Consider the following 15,119-nt stretch of genomic DNA (forward strand, 5'->3'; position numbering starts at 1 on the left):
CGGCGTCGTCAGGCGACGCGGTGACGCACGTCGGCGAAGACCGGCAGCACCTGCTCGCGGATTCGACGGTCGGTGGCCGAACCGTCGATCGGGACCAGGATCACGGCGTCGGCGACCTCGGCGACGTAGATGTCGCGCAGCAGCGTGATCAGACCGTGGGCGGTGCCGACGTAGCGGATGGTCTCCGAGTCGTCGGTGGAGGAACCGGCGTGCTCAACGGCGGCGCGAGCCGACGCCGCGTGCGGCGCGATGGCCACCTCGACCTCGAGGGCGACCGCGAAATTCGCCTGGTCGTGGGTGCCCGCCCGCAGCAGCGCGCGTGCACGCTGGGCGTCCCGCAGCGTCTGACGACGCACGACGATCGGGAAAGTCAATGCCACAGCATCTCCCGCGACCGCGACCTGGAAGCCCGGACGACCGATGGTGACAGCGGTGGGCGATGTGGAGAGTTCGATGGTCATGCCGGGTACCCCTCGTCGAGTTCGGGTCGGGTGATGGTCGTGGTGACGCAGCGCGACGCGAGTGCGTCGAGCAGGCGGTCGATGTCGTCGGAGGTGGTGCCCGCTCCGAAGCTCGCACGGACGGCACCCTCCGGATGACCGAGCCGCTTGAGCAGCGGGTGGGCACAGAACTTGCCGTCGCGCACGCCGATTCCGTGCTCGTCGCTCAGGTACTCCGCCACGGCCCGCGGCGCGACGCCGTCGACGGTGAACCCGGCGATGCCGACGCGGTCGGTGGAGTCGGTGAAGATCTGCAGCGGTCGCACACCGTCGATGCGCGCCAGTCCGGCGTCGAGCCTTTCGCTGAGCCGGAGTTCGTGGAAACCGATGGCCTCGGGTCCCAGCTCGGCCAGCGCGGTGCACGCCTCGGCGATCGACACCGCACCGAGCACGTTCGGCGAACCGGCTTCGTGACGAGCAGCGCCGGTGTGCCAGGTGGCGCCGGCGGTGTTGCCGCCGCGAGGGAGGTCGACGTCGGCGGTCGCGCCTCCGCCGGCGAGGTAGGGGTCGGCGGCGTCGAACCAGTCGGAACGGCCGATGAGGACCCCGGCGCCGAACGGCGCGTACGCCTTGTGGCCGGAGAAGGCCAGGTAATCGATGCCGTGGCTGACGATCGAGATGGGACGGTGCGCGACGAGCTGCGCCGCGTCGACCAGGATGCGCGCGCCACGGCGGTGGGCGATGGAGGCCAGCCGGCCGATCGGGAGGACCTCACCGGTGACGTTCGACGCGGCGGTCACCGCGAGCAGCGAGGCCGGCTGCGAGGCGAGTTCGGCGTCGATCGCCACGAGGGTGTCCTCGATCGTGTTGCAGGCGGTCACCACGCGGGCGCGGGTGCGGTCGTCCTTCGGTGCGCACCACGGCAGCAGGCTGGCGTGGTGCGCGATGTCGAGGACCACGACGTCGCCGGGAGTGATGTGGGCGGCGAGATTGATCGCGTCGGTGGTGTTGCGGGTGAAGACGACCGTGTCGTCGACGCGGCCGCGGACGAACTCGCGGACGGTCTCACGCGCGGCCTCGTATCGGCGGGTGGTGATCTGCGACAGGTGGCCCGCGCCGCGGTGCACGCTCGCGTACTCGCCGAGGGCTTCGGCGACCTGCGCGGCGACCGACGCCAGCGCCGGCGCGCTCGCCGCGTAGTCGAGATTGGCGTAACCGACGCTGCGCCCGGCGGCGACGGGGACCTGTGCATCCGAGCCGACGACCGCTGCAAGCGCGGGGATGAACGGCCCACGGTCGGCGAACACCGGTGCATCGCGGACAGGACGGGCGGGTGTGACGGGTGCCGACAGCACAGCAGTCATGACGAGAACTCCTCGAGAATCCACACTTGCCGCGTTCGGGTTCGAACGCAGCCAGGTCGTCACCCGGAGCACCCCACCGCGGAGGAGGGTTGCCGACCAGCGAGCCGGGGCTTGTCACTGGCACTCATGACCTGCGACAAGGTTCGCGGATCCCGCCCGAGGGTGTCAATTTAGGATCACCGTGATTCGAAGTTAGGACAGGCTTACCTGTACCCTAGCTGTTGTGTCATCGAGTGAGGTCTTCGTGCTGTCGCGTCCCCACGGCACCGTGCGGGGCGAAGGGGTGGTCGGGTCGTTCACCGACGTCGACGAGGCGTCCGCCGCGCTGCGGGCGGGTGAGGTCGGGTCATTGACCGGGGCGATCCCGTTCGATGCCCGCGACCCCGCGGCGCTGGTGGCTCCCGCGCGGCTCCGCACCGGCGAGGCGCCCCTGTCCGGGAGTGCGCCGCTGTCGCGCCGAGCGGTGTCGACCGTGAGCCACCCAGACAGGGATGAGCACCGCGAACGCATCGCGCATGCGGTCAAGCGCATCGTCGCCGGCGACGTCGGGAAGGTCGTGCTCGCGCGCAGCGTCGACCTGGTGCTCGACGAACAGATCCGGCCCGCGGAGTTGCTCGACGCACTCGCCGGCGGCAACGCGGGGCACAACGCCTTCGGCGTCGACCTCGGCGCCGCGACGGGTTCGGGTTCGTGGCTGCTCGGCGCCAGTCCCGAAGCGCTGCTGCGCAAGTCGGGTTCGACCGTGACCTGCCATCCCTACGCGGGTTCGGCACCACGGTCCGCCGACCCGGCCGTCGACCGGGCGACCGCCGACGAGTTGGCCGCGTCGACAAAGGATCTCGCCGAGCACGCGTTCGTAGTCGACCATCTGCGCGAACGCCTGGGGCACCTCTGCGACGAGGTCGACGCACCGTCGACACCACAGCTCGAGTCGACCGGCGAGATGTGGCATCTGGCCACCCCGATCCGCGCGACGCTGCGCGATCCGGCGGTCACCGCACTCGACCTCGCACTACTCCTCGGACCCACACCCGCAGTGTGCGGAACCCCGAGTGACGTTGCCGCGCAGATCATCCGCGAGGTCGAGGGCGATCGTGGCTTCTACGCGGGCACGGTCGGCTGGTGCGACGCCGTCGGCGACGGCGAATGGATGGTCAGCATCCGGTGCGCCGAGCTCGCGGCCGATGGTCGGAGTCTGCGCACCTGGGCGGGTGGCGGCATCGTCGAACACTCCGACCCGCAGGCGGAACTCGACGAGACGCAGTTCAAACTACGGACCGTGTTCAACGCGCTCGGTATCCCCCTCGCAGACATCGTGAACTGACCCTCCGGTGAGCACGCCCTCCCGCAATCTCGCCTCCGGCCATGAAGGTCGGCGCTAGAGTCGATGAACGTCGGGGCGAAGGGGCAGGGAGGCGTAGCGGGTGCCTGCGGAGCGGTCGACAACCCAGACGAGCATTCTGCCGATCATCTTCGCGCTGTCCCTGGCCTTCACGATCACGGCCGTCGATCCACTGGTGCTGAGCCTGAATCTGCCGCAGGTGAGCCGGGAACTCGACGTCCCGCCTACCGGTGTCGGATTGCTGGGCGGAATGTCGACGCTGGTCATGGCCGCGTCCGTCCTCGGCGCGGGAAATCTCGGCGACTCGATCGGACTCCGACGACTCCTGATGTCGGGACTGGCCGTGGTCGCCGTCGCCGATGTGCTCGCCATGCTCTCGCCCGGGTATGGCTTCCTCCTGGCGATGCGCGTCGTGGCGGGCCTGGGCATGGCGGCCCTGCTCGGGGTATCGCTGGCCCTCCTCAAGACGTCGGTGACCGAAGAGCAGCGACCGAAGGCCATCGGCATCTTCGTCGCCATCGAGATGGTTCTCTGCGGGGTGCTCCCGGCTCTGACAGGCTGGGCCGTGACGGGTCTCGGCTGGCGGCTCGTGTTCCTGGTCGCACCACTGCTTGCCGTGGTCTCGATGCTGCTCACGGCACGGTTCGTCCCGGAGTCGCCTCGTCAGGAGCGTGCCAAGCTGGACGTGATCGGCATCGTCCTGATCGGGGTGGCACTCCTGACCCTCGTCATCGGACTCGCGGCCGCGCAGAACGGCGTGCTCCGGCCCCAGACCTGGCTGCCGCTGCTCGTCAGCGTCCTCGGCGCGGTGCTCTTCGTCCGCCACGAACGCCGCACTCCCGAACCGGCGCTGGACCTGTCACTCTTCGGCAACCGGACGTTCACGGTGGCGCTCGCGGCGGCCTTCACACTCAACTTCCTGATCGCGGGGCTCAGCATCGTCCTGGGGCAGTACGGCAGCGTGGTGCTCGCGTTGTCACCGCAGACGGTCGGACTGTTGTTCCTTCCCGGCTCGCTGCTGATCGCCGGCGCCTTGATCATGTCCGGGAGTCTGATGGAGAAGTTCTCGCCGAGACCGGTGATGGTCGCCGGTCTGGCGACCATGGCGGCCGCCGGGCTGCTCATGGCGGTCACGGTCAGCCCGACGATGGCGTTGTGGCTGCTCGTGATGGCCGTGTGGATGTACAACCTCGGTTCAATGGTGAGCTCCACGTCGGTGTCGGAGACGGTGCTCGCGCATGCGCCGAGTGGTCAGTCCGGAACAGTGGCCTCGGTGCAGACGGCCTTCGGGATGACGGGCTACGCGTTCGGGCCCACCGTGTACCTGCTCCTCCTGAATGCGTTCTTCAAGCGTGAATGGCTCGCCGACACCGAGCAGCGGGGTCTGACGGTGACACAGGGACAAGAGGCTGTGGACGCCGCGCGGAGCGCGGTGGCGCAGAGCCACGGTGGCGTCGGATACGACCCGAACCTGCTGCAGCAGGTGGGCGGCCTCGACCTGGGAACGGACTTCTCCGACGCCGTGCGACTCACCATGCTGACCGTCAGTGTCCTGCCCATCGCGGTGGCCCTTGCCGTACTCAGATTCCGGCACGAGCGCCCGGCCCGGGCAGCGTGACGGCCACCGCGACGACCGGCCGGCAGGAGAGCCCGGTGCGAGGGCTCAGCCGAGCGCCTGATCCAGGTCGGCGAGCAGGTCTTCGACGCCCTCGAGCCCGACCGACAGGCGAACCACCGAGTCGCTGAGACCGATCGCGGCACGTCCCTCGGGCCCCATCGCGCGGTGCGTGGTGGTGGCCGGATGGGTGATCAGCGACTTGGAGTCGCCGAGGTTGTTGGAGATGTCCACCACCCGCAGCGCGTTGAGGACCTCGAAGGCGCGCTTCTTGCCGTCGATGCCGTCGTGGTCGTTGAGCTCGAAGGTCACCACGGTGCCGCCGCCGGTCATCTGGCTCTTGGCCAGCTCGTACTGCGGATGCGACTGCAGGAACGGATATTTCACCCAGCGGACCCGTGGGTCGGCTTCCAGGAACTCGGCGATCCGCAGTGCCGAGGCCACCGAGGCGTCGACCCGCAGGCGCATCGTCTCGAGGCCTTTGACCAGCGTCCACGCGTTGAACGGGCTCAACGCCGGACCGGTGTGGCGCATCAGCTGCTGGACCGGACCGTCGATGTAGTCCTTGGTGCCGAGGACGGCACCACCCATCACGCGACCCTGACCGTCGATGTGCTTGGTGCCCGAGTAGACGATGACGTCGGCGCCGAGATCGAGACCGCGCTGTAGCAGCGGGGTGGCGAAGACGTTGTCCAGCACCACCTTCGCGCCTGCGGCATGCGCCAGCTCGGACACCTTGGCGACGTCGACGAGCATCTGCATCGGATTGGACGGGGTCTCGAAGAAGACGGCGTCGGTCGGCTTCGACAGTGCGCGTTCCCACTGTTCGAGGTCTTCACCGTCGACGAACTCGGTCTCCACGCCCCAGCGCGGCAGGATCTCGTTGCACACGACGAAGCAGGAGCCGAACAGGCTGCGCGCCGCCACGAGCCGATCGCCCGCCTTGAGCAGGGCGCCGAGCGCCACGAACACCGCGGCCATTCCGCTGGCGGTCGCGAAGCAGGCTTCGGCACCTTCGAGCTGACGCAGGCGCTCCTGGAACATGTGGACGGTCGGATTGCCGTATCGGGAGTAGACGAACCGCTGGTCCTCGCCGGTGAAGGCACGCTCGGCAGCCTCGGCGGAGTCGTAGACGTATCCGCTGGTCAGGTACAGCGCCTCGGCGGTCTCGTGGAACCCGGATCGCGCGAGGCCGCCGCGCACGGCGATGGTGTCGGGCGAAAGACCTTCCGGCAGTTCACGACTCACGGACAGATCAGCACTCACGATTGCCTCCACGGCAGATTTTCGGCACGCCATCCGGACGCGCCGCGATGGTCGTTCCCGTCGAGGGCACCCTCGAATCCGTCGACCACGTTGTAGGCCTTGCCGATTCCGTCGGCGGTCGCCGCCTCGGCCGCACCGATCGATCGGTGCCCCGAGCGGCAGAGGAAGATGACCTCGTGGTCATCGGTCACCCCGGCACTGCGCAGCTGCTCGACGAACTGCTCGTTGCGTCGACCCTCGGGGAACGTCGTCCACTCGGCGAAGATCGTGCGTTTACCCAGCACCTCGAGGTCGGGAACACCGACGAACGACCACTCGGCCTGCGTCCGACAGTCGACGAGGACCGCGTCGGGATTGTTCTCGAGCTTCTCCCACGCTTCCCGCGGGGTCAGGTCGCCGGCATAGGTCATGAGGAGCACACCTTCCATTCGCCGTTCTCGCGCACCACGGTCGTCTCCACGACCTGCTTGTCTTCGGACTTGTTCTTATAGTGCCAATGGACCTTCGCGGTCGCCCGGTCACCGTCGACCACCAGGTCGGTGATCTCGGGGATCTCGATGTGGCCGTTCTGGTCCAGCGACGCCTGGTTCTCGGCGACGAACTGCGCCTCGGAGGGGAACCCGGGCTTGTCGAGGTCGGCATCGCACGTGTTCGCGCGGTACTCGGCGTAGTCGGGGCCGTTCTTGGCCGTGTAGAGGTCGTTGATGGCGTACTGGACCAGCGCGTCGTCGCTGACCCGTTCCTCCGCCGGCCGCGAGATGCTGGAGAGCACGATCGCGAGCACCACCAGTCCGACGAATCCCGCCGCGGCGAAGAACGGCCACGCGTTCTTCCAACTGGGCGGCGCCTCCTCGACGAGGGCGGCGTCAACGTCCTCGTTCGGCGATCCGGCCTCACCGGACGCAGGCTTCTTCGAGGACGCGGCGCCCCGGGACGTGTTCCGGGATGCGGCGCCCTTACCGGAGGGCTTGTCGGGGCCCCCGCCTGCAGCTTTGGCCATGGCGCGAAGTGTATAGACCGGCCGGGTGTGACCTCCGCCCGGCTTCTGCAGGCTCCCGCACGTCCCGTCGCCCGCGGCGAATGCGATGCCCGCGACCGTGTGGCAACCGCCCGGCGCCCGGGAACGCTCCGGCCGCGGGCGTCGTCACGATGACGTCGAGAAGTGAGGATTACCTCACAGGAGATTTTGGCCGGGGACACCGAGCGCCTACCGTAGAAGGGATAGGCCATATCCAAGCGTGTCGACAGTAGGATCAGGGGTTTCGCATCCAGCACCTGCGTCGGGGCGCGCCGAGCAACGGAAGACACCTACTCCATGAGTGACAACAGCCGCCCGCTGCGGGTTGCGATCGTCGGTGCGGGTCCCGCCGGGATCTACGCCGCCGACGCGTTGATGAAGTCCGACACCGCCAAAGACCGCGGTGTCAGCATCGACCTCTACGAGCGTATGCCGGCTCCGTTCGGTCTGATCCGTTACGGCGTCGCGCCTGATCACCCGCGGATCAAGGGCATCATCACCGCGCTGCACAAGGTGCTCGACAAGCCGCAGGTCCGTCTGCTCGGCAACGTCGACTACGGCACCGACATCACGCTGGCCGAGCTCAAGCAGCACTACGACGCGATCATCTTCTCCACCGGCGCCACCGACGACCGTGCGCTCGACATCCCGGGCATCGACCTCGAGGGCAGCTACGGCGCCGCGCAGTTCGTCGCCTGGTACGACGGTCATCCGGACTTCCCGCGCACCTGGCCGCTGGAGCAGGAGAAGGTCGCCGTGATCGGCGTCGGCAACGTCGCCCTCGACGTGGCGCGCGTGCTGGCCAAGACCGGCGACGAGCTGCTGCCGACCGAGATCCCGGCCAACGTCTATGAGGGTCTGAAGGCCAACAAGGCGATCGAGGTGCATGTCTTCGGTCGCCGCGGACCGGCCCAGGCCAAGTTCACCCCGCTCGAGCTCAAGGAACTCGACCACTCGCCGAACATCGAGGTCATCGTCAACCCCGAGGACATCGACTACGACGAGGGCTCGGCCGTCGCCCGTCGTGGTTCGAAGATCACCGACCAGGTCGCGACGATCATCGAGAACTACGCGATCCGGGAACCGAAGCAGGGTGCGATCCACAAGCTGTTCCTGCACTTCTTCGAGAGCCCGGTCGAGATCCTCGGCGAGGACGGCAAGGTCGTGGGCTTGCGCACCGAGCGCACCCAGCTCGACGGCACCGGCAACGTCAAGCCCACTGGCAAGATCACCGACTGGGAGGTCGGCGCGGTGTACCGGGCGGTCGGCTACCTGTCGGACAACCTGCCCGAGATCCCCTTCGACTCGCAGGCGGGAGTCATCCCCAACGAGGCCGGACGTGTGTTCGACGAGGGTGAGCAGCTCACCGGCGTCTACACCACCGGGTGGGTCAAGCGTGGTCCGGTCGGCCTCATCGGCCACACCAAGGGCGACGCCAACGAGACCGTCGACTGCATCCTCAAGGACATGGAGGCCGAGAAGCTGCTCGAGCCCGCCGCGCCCGGCGAGGACGCGATCATCGAGCTGCTCGAGTCGAAGAGCATCCCGTTCACCACGTGGGACGGCTGGTACCGCCTCGACGAGCACGAGCGCGCCCTGGGTGCCGCCGAAGGCCGTGAGCGGGTGAAGGTCGTCGAGCGTGAGGACATGCTCGCCGCGTCGGAGCCCCACAAGGTGGCGCGCCCGTCGGCCTGATCGACACCGCCAGACCACACGAGAGGGGCGACCGGTTCTCACCGGTCGCCCCTCGTCGTTCGTTCAGCGGTTCGGCGTCTACCGACCGGGGATCGCGGGAATTCCCTTGACGTCGGTGCCGCCGCCGGACAGCGCCGCCGATGCCGACGAGCCGGCACCGAACCTGTCGAACGGGTTGTCGATGCGCCGCATGTTCCACCAGAAGCCGGCGTTGTCCGTCAGGTTCTCGGCGTAGTCGGAGATCGCGTACCCGGCGATCGATGACGGGAAGCAGCCGAACCAGGTGGTCTTGATGGTGAGGGACTCGTCCTTCTTCAGCTGCGACTTGAACTTGGTCGCGCCGTTGATCTCCTGCAGCGTGACATTGCGGAACTCGCCGTCACGCGCGGTTACCCGCATGAACCGGGTCATGCTCCACGCCTGGTTCCACGGCGTACCCGGTGCTCCGAACTGGCAATAGACCCCACCCGTCATCTGAAGGTTGGGGACGGCCGCCTGGGCGGGCGCAGCACCCACCAGCGTGCCTGCTGCGATGCTCCCCGCAGCCAGCACCCCGACAACGGCACGTTTGAGTGACTTCATCGATCCTCCTGTTTTCGCAACCCTGGAAACACTGAACATATCGATTCGAACTCAAAGCAGTGTTACCGAAGACACGGCCTCCGTTCGGGTTCCGTGGGTCTTTCGTTACCCGAACGACATCCACCGCGCCGCACCGTCAGGCCCGTCGAACTGCGTTGGTAAGGTAACCCTTCGTGCGCCGCTCCCTCCGTGTCCTCGGCATTCCGGTGCTGATCGCGGCCCTGGTGGGGCTGGTCATCGCCTCGGTGCTCTTCGGCACCCGCCCGGTCCCGCTCGACGAGGTCTGGACGAGTTTCGCCGCGGGGATCTCCGAGATCTGGTCGGCCCTCGTCGACCTCCGGATACCGCAGATCACCAAGGACACCGACGTCGACGGCATCGTCTGGGACCTCCGTGTCCCTCGGACTCTGCTCGGCCTGTCCGCCGGCCTGGCCGTGGGCGCGGCCGGCGCCATCACCCAGGGACACACCCGCAACCCCATCGCCGACCCCGGCATGCTCGGCGTCAACGCCGGCGCGGCCTGTGCCGTCGTGGGCGGGATCTACCTGCTCGGGATCACCAGTCCCGTGGCCTTCATGTTCTTCGGATTGCTGGGCGCGATCATCGCCGCGACCGTCGTCTTCGGTCTGTCGGCGCTGAGCGGCTCGAGTCCGCTGACCCTGGTGCTCGCCGGGACCGGTCTCACGGCGATGCTCACCGCGATCACGTCCTCGATCGTGCTCGTCGACACCAACTCGCTCGACCAGTGGCGGTTCTGGAGCGTCGGTTCGACCGCCGGCCGCGGGATCGACGTGTTCTGGGCGAGTCTGCCCTTCATCGCCGTCGGGCTGGTGTTCGCGCTGGCGAGCGGCTTCTTCCTCAACGTGTTGAGCCTGGGCGACGACATGACCAAGGCCCTCGGCTCCCGGGTGGTGCTCATCCGCGCGCTCGGCATCCTGACGATCACCCTGCTGATCGGCGCCGCCACCGCCGCCTGCGGCCCCATCGTGTTCCTCGGTCTGGTCGTGCCGCACATCGCTCGTGCAGTCGTGGGCGCCGACTACCGCTGGATCATCCCGTACTCGGCGCTGTTCGGCGGGATCCTCCTCGTCGGTTGTGACATCCTCGGCCGCGTCGTCGGACGCCCCGGTGAGGTCCAGGTGGGCGTCATGCTGGCGCTGGTCGGCGCCCCGTTCCTGATCGTCATGGTCCGTCGGCAGAGGTTGGCATCCGTATGAACACGTCCGACCTCAAGACGCCGACGCCCGGGCCACGTGCACGGAGCATCGCGCCGCATCCCGGCGGCTACCGCCTCGCGATCGAGCCGGTCTCGGTCGTCGTGCGTCCGCGCATGCTGATCGTCGCGCTCGTCTCGGCGGCGCTCGCCGTGGTGTTGTTCCTGACCGGCGTCGGCGTCAGCGACTTCCCGCTCACCCCGATCGACGTCGCGCGAATCCTGCTCGGCGGCGGCACCCGCATCGAGAACGTCGTCGTCTTCGACGTCGCGCTCCCCCGAGCCCTCGTCGGCCTGCTGGTGGGCATCGGCCTCGGGTTCTCCGGGTCCATCACCCAGCTGATCTCCCAGAACCCCCTCGCCACCCCCGACATCCTCGGCATCACCGCAGGAGCGAGTGCGGCAGCGGTCGCGGCCATCGCCTTCTCGACGACGAGCTGGGGCAGCTGGTTCGGCGACCTCGGCGTCCCGGCCTCGGCGATGATCGGTGCGCTCCTGACGTCCGCGGTGATGTACGTGCTGGCCTGGCCCGGCCGCAAGGCCAACAGCGGCATCAACCCGTTCCGCCTCGTGCTGATCGGCGTCGGCATGACGTGGATGCTGCAGGCGCTCACCAACTTCCTGCTCACCCGCGCCGACATCCACGACGTCGGGCGTGCCCAGGTGTGGCTGGTCGGATCGGTCGCCAACGTGGGCTGGTCCAATGTCTGGCCGGTGGTCGGCGGGGTCGCGGTCGGGGTCGTCGTGATCGTGGTGCTGTCCCGGCAGATCGGAATGCTCAGCCTCGGTCCGGATCTGGCGCGCGGCCTGGGCGTCCGGACCGGCGCGGTGTCCACCACGCTGTTGCTGACGGCGGTCCTGGTCAGTGCGCTGTGTGTGTCCGCCGCCGGACCGATCGCCTTCGTCGCACTGCTGGCCCCGCAGATCGCGCTGCGGCTGGCCCGCACCGCGGTACCGACGCCGTTGCTGTCCGGCCTGATCGGCGCCGCGCTCGTGCTCGGCGGAGATCTGTTGTGCCGCACGGTGCTACCCGGCGGGCTGCCCGTCGGAATCGTGACCGCCGCGATCGGCGGACCGTTCCTCATCTACCTGATGATCGCGATGTCCCGGAAGGCGACCGTATGACCATCTCCCCCGCCGACCACACCTCGCAGGCGACGTCCCGCCTGCGCGGCACCGGACTCACCGTCGGCTACGACCAGCGGGTGGTCATCGACGGCCTGGACATCGACGTCCCCGACGGCCAGGTCACGACCATCATCGGCTCCAACGGCTGCGGCAAGTCGACGCTGCTCCGATGCCTCGCGCGCCTGCTGCCGCCGAAGGCCGGCACGGTCTACCTCGACGGCGACGACATCTCGCATGTCCGCCCCAGGCAGGTCGCGCGGACCCTGGCGATCCTGCCCCAGAATCCGGTCGCGCCAGAGGGTCTGACCGTCGCCGATCTCGTCGGCCGGGGCCGGCATCCGCACCAGCGGTGGTATCAGCAGGCGACGGCCGCCGACGAGGCCGCGGTGGCCGAGGCGATGGAGATGACCGACACCCTCGAACTCGCCGACCGCACCCTCGACGCGCTCTCCGGCGGTCAGCGTCAGCGCGTCTGGATCGCGCTCACCCTCGCGCAGGGCACCGACCTGATCCTGCTCGACGAGCCGACCACCTACCTCGACCTCGCCCACTCGATCGACGTCCTCGACCTCGTCCGACGCCTCCGCGACGAGCACGGCAAAACCGTGGTCATGGTATTGCACGACCTCAATCTCGCAGCACGCTACAGCGATTCACTCGTCGTCATGAAGAACGGCGCCATCGTCGCCACCGGCGCGCCGGCCGAGGTCATCGACGCGGAGATGCTCGACGAGGCCTTCGGGTTGCGCGCTCATGTCATGACCGACCCGATCTCGGGTGGGCCACTGATCGTGCCGCTCGGAGCGCACACCCGCGCGTTCTAGGACCCCGGGTCCCGTTGTCGTGCGGCATCGTTGGCGAGCATCTGCTCACGCAGCGAGTCGTAGACCGGCGGCGTCCCGGAGAGGTGTGCGACGAGCACGGCCGCCGCGGTCGCGGCGAGCATGGGCACCGCCACGGTGGTCGTCGCACTCATCTCCATCACCACGACCATGCCGGTGAGCGGCGCCCGCACCACCGCGCCGAACAGTGCGGCCATGCCGGCGAGCACCATGGCGTCGCGCAGCGTCGAATCCGATTGCGGGAGCACGGCGTCGAGGCCGGCGGCGAACAGGACGCCCCACAGTGCGCCGAGCGCCAGCATCGGCGCGAACAGGCCGCCCGGGGTTCCCGCGGCATAAGACAGCGGACCGGCGACGAACCGGACCAGGAACAGCGCGGCCACCACCGGGAGCACGACCGAACCGTCGAAGATCTGTTGCGCGAGATCGTCTCCCCCACCGGCCGCATCGGTGTCGACGGCCATCAGGCCGCCGACGATCGCACCGATGACCGCGGCCTTCGCGATCGGCGGGACGCGCGTGATCCCGCGAACCGCGTTGATCGCCCCGAGAACCGTGCGCCCGTAGGCGATTCCGACGAGACCGCTGAGGAGGCCGAACACCACGAAGACCGGCAGCAGGGTGATCGGGGGCGCGGCCACCACGCCGACCCGGAAGTCGGGCCGGTCGCCGAGGATCACGTGTCCGCAGGCCACCGCGGCGGCGACCGCGAGAATGGTCGGTACCACCACTCGAATCCGGAACGAGTGGGTCACCTCCTCGAGCGCGAAGAGCGCACCGCCCACCGGCGCCGTGAACGCAACGGCGAGACCTGCTCCGCTGAGCGAGGTCTGCATGACGCGGACATCGTACTGGTCGAGTCCGGCACGTCGTCCGGTCTCCGATCCGACCGCCGCACCCATGTGCACCGTCGGCCCCTCACGGCCGAGGATCAGACCGGATCCGATCGCGGCGAGACCACCGAAGAACCGCGCCGGGATCACCCGCAGCGGCGCAGGTCCCGCTTCTCCTCGTTCGACGGCCTCCACATGCTGGATTCCGCTGCCCGCCGCGGTCGGTACGAGGTGGGAGACGAGCGCGCCGAAGGCCGCGCCGGCCGCCGTCACCGCGACCGGGATGAACCATCCCGGTGCGCCGAGTCCGTCGGCCCACTGCAGCATCTCGAACCGCCACCGGTTGAGATGGTCGAGGCACCACCGGAACGCGCCGCCCAGGACACCGGTCACACACCCGGCGAAGACGGCGAGCACGCACAACCTCACCAGTCCCTGGTTGTCGGCCGTCGGCGAGGTCACACGTGCAAGTTACCGCGCACGCCGCCTTCGACCGGCGCTTCCGAACGGCAGGTTCGTGTCGTCCACCGGTGATTCGGGGTCATCCGGGCTGAATCAGGCGTCCCTGCACCACGAGTGACGCATTCTGCTTCAGGCGCCGGACGCGGATGCTCACCGAGTAGCCCAGAATTCCGGCCACGGACGCGACCCTGGTGCGCAGGTATCGATAGAAGTCGTCGGTGTCCCGGCAGATCACCGCGACCATGAGGTTGTGTTCACCGCTGATCGCCGCGGCGAACGCCACCTCGTCGTGCGCGGCGAGCGCTGCACCCACCTCGTCGATCGCCGACGGCGTCACGGTGAGCCACAGCGTCGCGCTCAGACCGAAACCGAGACGCTCGGGCAGGATCTCGACGTCGTAGTGCAACGCGCCGCTGCGTTCGAGCGTGCGCAGACGGCGCCGGACGCGCCCGACCGTCCAGCCACAGATGCGTGCCAGCTCGCGATGTGGAAGTCGGCCGTCCTGGGTCAGCGCGTCGACGAGGGGTGCGTCGTCGCCGAGGCGTACATTCTCGCGGGGTTCGTCCGGTACGTCCTCACCGCCGGTCCCGGCCTCGTCGTCGCCGGGGAGAGGGCTCGCGGTAGCGCTCGAGATCAACAGTGTCCGGGCGGACTCCGAGAGCTCACCGCCGAAGCCGGTCCATCTCGACGCGGGGAGTCCGACGTCGAAGGCGTGCAGGACGAGGTCGATACGGACGTCGATGACCGAGGCCCGCGTCGGGAGTGCATTGAGCAGCACGTCGTCGCCGCCCGCACCGATCGGTGCGCGGATGATGCAGATGATCTCGGCGCCTCCGGAGACCACGTAGGCGAAGCCGACGTCACGACGACGCGCGAGCGACGCGGCGAGCGGTTCCATGCGGTCCGGCCGGCACCGCACCCGCGCCACCCATTCGGAATGGCCACGCACCGCCGGCCGCACGATCCCCACGACCCGCATCACCCCGGCACGACGCAGCGCCTGGTAGCACCTCGCCGCGGTCTGTTCCGAGATGCCCGCGACCTCGCCGAGTTGGCGGAACGACGCCTGCGGATACACCTGGAGGGCACGGAGGATAGTGCCGTCGACGTCGCCCATGATGGAGGAATACTACTCGTCGAACCGGTCTGGTTGACGCAATGTTCCGTGTACGCCGCGCTGGTTGCGGTTTCCCTGCCGAGCCGCCGGACAATGGATGTCTGCGCTTCTTCGCGCGGCAACCATCGCCTTGTCCTCCCGAGACGACGACCTGTGGTCACGTCCGGCCACCGGGCGCCGCCCAGTCCCACCCGAGATCGAA

14 protein-coding genes and 1 riboswitch are annotated in these 15,119 nt (G+C 68.7%); of the genes, 6 read left to right on the forward strand and 8 right to left on the reverse strand.

Translation table 11 applies throughout. The annotated features are described in order from the left end of the window. Window positions 1-8: 8 nt before the first annotated feature. Both IHQ52_RS23190 and IHQ52_RS23195 read right to left on the reverse strand, forming a co-directional pair. Window positions 9-461, reverse strand: a complete 453-nt coding sequence (locus tag IHQ52_RS23190; RefSeq protein WP_006437778.1) for a hypothetical protein — start codon at window positions 459-461, stop codon at window positions 9-11. Continuing rightward, window positions 458-1,804: an aminotransferase class V-fold PLP-dependent enzyme gene (locus IHQ52_RS23195; protein WP_006437779.1), complete on the reverse strand. Its 1,347-nt coding sequence runs from the start codon at window positions 1,802-1,804 to the stop codon at window positions 458-460. The genes IHQ52_RS23190 and IHQ52_RS23195 overlap by 4 nt, the downstream gene beginning before the upstream one ends. 17 nt (window positions 1,805-1,821) lie before the next feature. Continuing rightward, a riboswitch (SAM riboswitch) is annotated at window positions 1,822-1,936 on the reverse strand. Window positions 1,937-2,048: 112 nt separating this feature from the next. Here IHQ52_RS23195 and IHQ52_RS23200 point away from each other — a divergent pair. Continuing rightward, entirely contained in the window at window positions 2,049-3,128 is a 1,080-nt protein-coding gene (locus IHQ52_RS23200; RefSeq protein ID WP_006437780.1) for an isochorismate synthase, read from the forward strand. Window positions 3,129-3,228: 100 nt separating this feature from the next. Then, complete coding sequence (locus tag IHQ52_RS23205) at window positions 3,229-4,764, forward strand: MFS transporter (RefSeq protein WP_006437781.1); 1,536 nt, start codon at window positions 3,229-3,231, stop codon at window positions 4,762-4,764. Window positions 4,765-4,809: 45 nt separating this feature from the next. On the opposite strand, the gene IHQ52_RS23210 is transcribed toward IHQ52_RS23205, so the two are convergent. The 3 genes from IHQ52_RS23210 to IHQ52_RS23220 are packed head-to-tail and all read right to left on the reverse strand — an operon-like array spanning window position 4,810 to window position 7,027. Further along, a complete protein-coding gene (locus IHQ52_RS23210; protein ID WP_006437782.1) occupies window positions 4,810-6,027 on the reverse strand; it encodes an O-succinylhomoserine sulfhydrylase in 1,218 nt (405 codons plus the stop codon). Further along, complete coding sequence (locus IHQ52_RS23215) at window positions 6,024-6,437, reverse strand: rhodanese-like domain-containing protein (protein WP_006437783.1); 414 nt, start codon at window positions 6,435-6,437, stop codon at window positions 6,024-6,026. The genes IHQ52_RS23210 and IHQ52_RS23215 overlap by 4 nt, the downstream gene beginning before the upstream one ends. Beyond that, entirely contained in the window at window positions 6,434-7,027 is a 594-nt protein-coding gene (locus IHQ52_RS23220; RefSeq protein WP_238063994.1) for an Rv0361 family membrane protein, read from the reverse strand. Before IHQ52_RS23220 ends, IHQ52_RS23215 begins: the two co-directional genes overlap by 4 nt. A 315-nt stretch (window positions 7,028-7,342) precedes the next feature. Between IHQ52_RS23220 and IHQ52_RS23225 the strand changes: the two genes are divergently transcribed. Next, on the forward strand, window positions 7,343-8,740 hold the full coding sequence (locus IHQ52_RS23225; RefSeq protein WP_159405235.1) for an FAD-dependent oxidoreductase: 1,398 nt from the start codon (window positions 7,343-7,345) through the stop codon (window positions 8,738-8,740). 78 nt (window positions 8,741-8,818) lie between these two features. Here IHQ52_RS23225 and IHQ52_RS23230 read toward each other — a convergent pair whose 3' ends face one another. After that, on the reverse strand, window positions 8,819-9,322 hold the full coding sequence (locus IHQ52_RS23230; protein ID WP_159405236.1) for a hypothetical protein: 504 nt from the start codon (window positions 9,320-9,322) through the stop codon (window positions 8,819-8,821). Between the two features lie 173 nt (window positions 9,323-9,495). Between IHQ52_RS23230 and IHQ52_RS23235 the strand changes: the two genes are divergently transcribed. From IHQ52_RS23235 to IHQ52_RS23245, 3 genes are read left to right on the forward strand one after another with little or no spacing between them, the layout of a single operon-like run. Beyond that, the gene (locus IHQ52_RS23235; protein WP_238063995.1) at window positions 9,496-10,539 is read left to right on the forward strand and encodes a FecCD family ABC transporter permease; all 1,044 of its coding nucleotides are present in this window, start codon (window positions 9,496-9,498) and stop codon (window positions 10,537-10,539) included. After that, the gene (locus IHQ52_RS23240) at window positions 10,536-11,660 is read left to right on the forward strand and encodes a FecCD family ABC transporter permease (RefSeq protein ID WP_238063996.1); all 1,125 of its coding nucleotides are present in this window, start codon (window positions 10,536-10,538) and stop codon (window positions 11,658-11,660) included. Before IHQ52_RS23235 ends, IHQ52_RS23240 begins: the two co-directional genes overlap by 4 nt. Further along, window positions 11,657-12,487: an ABC transporter ATP-binding protein gene (locus IHQ52_RS23245; protein WP_238063997.1), complete on the forward strand. Its 831-nt coding sequence runs from the start codon at window positions 11,657-11,659 to the stop codon at window positions 12,485-12,487. The genes IHQ52_RS23240 and IHQ52_RS23245 overlap by 4 nt, the downstream gene beginning before the upstream one ends. Here the strand turns inward: IHQ52_RS23245 and IHQ52_RS23250 are convergent. After that, complete coding sequence (locus IHQ52_RS23250; RefSeq protein WP_238063998.1) at window positions 12,484-13,800, reverse strand: ClC family H(+)/Cl(-) exchange transporter; 1,317 nt, start codon at window positions 13,798-13,800, stop codon at window positions 12,484-12,486. The genes IHQ52_RS23245 and IHQ52_RS23250 overlap by 4 nt on opposite strands. 79 nt (window positions 13,801-13,879) lie before the next feature. Then, window positions 13,880-14,917: an Lrp/AsnC family transcriptional regulator gene (locus IHQ52_RS23255; RefSeq protein WP_238063999.1), complete on the reverse strand. Its 1,038-nt coding sequence runs from the start codon at window positions 14,915-14,917 to the stop codon at window positions 13,880-13,882. Window positions 14,918-15,119: the final 202 nt, after the last annotated feature.

The organism is Gordonia amicalis (assembly GCF_022059885.1).
Lineage (GTDB): Bacteria > Actinomycetota > Actinomycetes > Mycobacteriales > Mycobacteriaceae > Gordonia > Gordonia amicalis.

Coding starts and splice junctions, on each gene's coding strand:
- IHQ52_RS23255 (WP_238063999.1), bottom strand. CDS start 14,917: ATGGGCGACGTCGACGGCACTATCCTCCGTGCCCTCCAGGTGTATCCG.
- IHQ52_RS23245 (WP_238063997.1), top strand. CDS start 11,657: ATGACCATCTCCCCCGCCGACCACACCTCGCAGGCGACGTCCCGCCTG.
- IHQ52_RS23190 (WP_006437778.1), bottom strand. CDS start 461: ATGACCATCGAACTCTCCACATCGCCCACCGCTGTCACCATCGGTCGT.
- IHQ52_RS23195 (WP_006437779.1), bottom strand. CDS start 1,804: ATGACTGCTGTGCTGTCGGCACCCGTCACACCCGCCCGTCCTGTCCGC.
- IHQ52_RS23225 (WP_159405235.1), top strand. CDS start 7,343: ATGAGTGACAACAGCCGCCCGCTGCGGGTTGCGATCGTCGGTGCGGGT.
- IHQ52_RS23215 (WP_006437783.1), bottom strand. CDS start 6,437: ATGACCTATGCCGGCGACCTGACCCCGCGGGAAGCGTGGGAGAAGCTC.
- IHQ52_RS23220 (WP_238063994.1), bottom strand. CDS start 7,027: ATGGCCAAAGCTGCAGGCGGGGGCCCCGACAAGCCCTCCGGTAAGGGC.
- IHQ52_RS23230 (WP_159405236.1), bottom strand. CDS start 9,322: ATGAAGTCACTCAAACGTGCCGTTGTCGGGGTGCTGGCTGCGGGGAGC.
- IHQ52_RS23240 (WP_238063996.1), top strand. CDS start 10,536: ATGAACACGTCCGACCTCAAGACGCCGACGCCCGGGCCACGTGCACGG.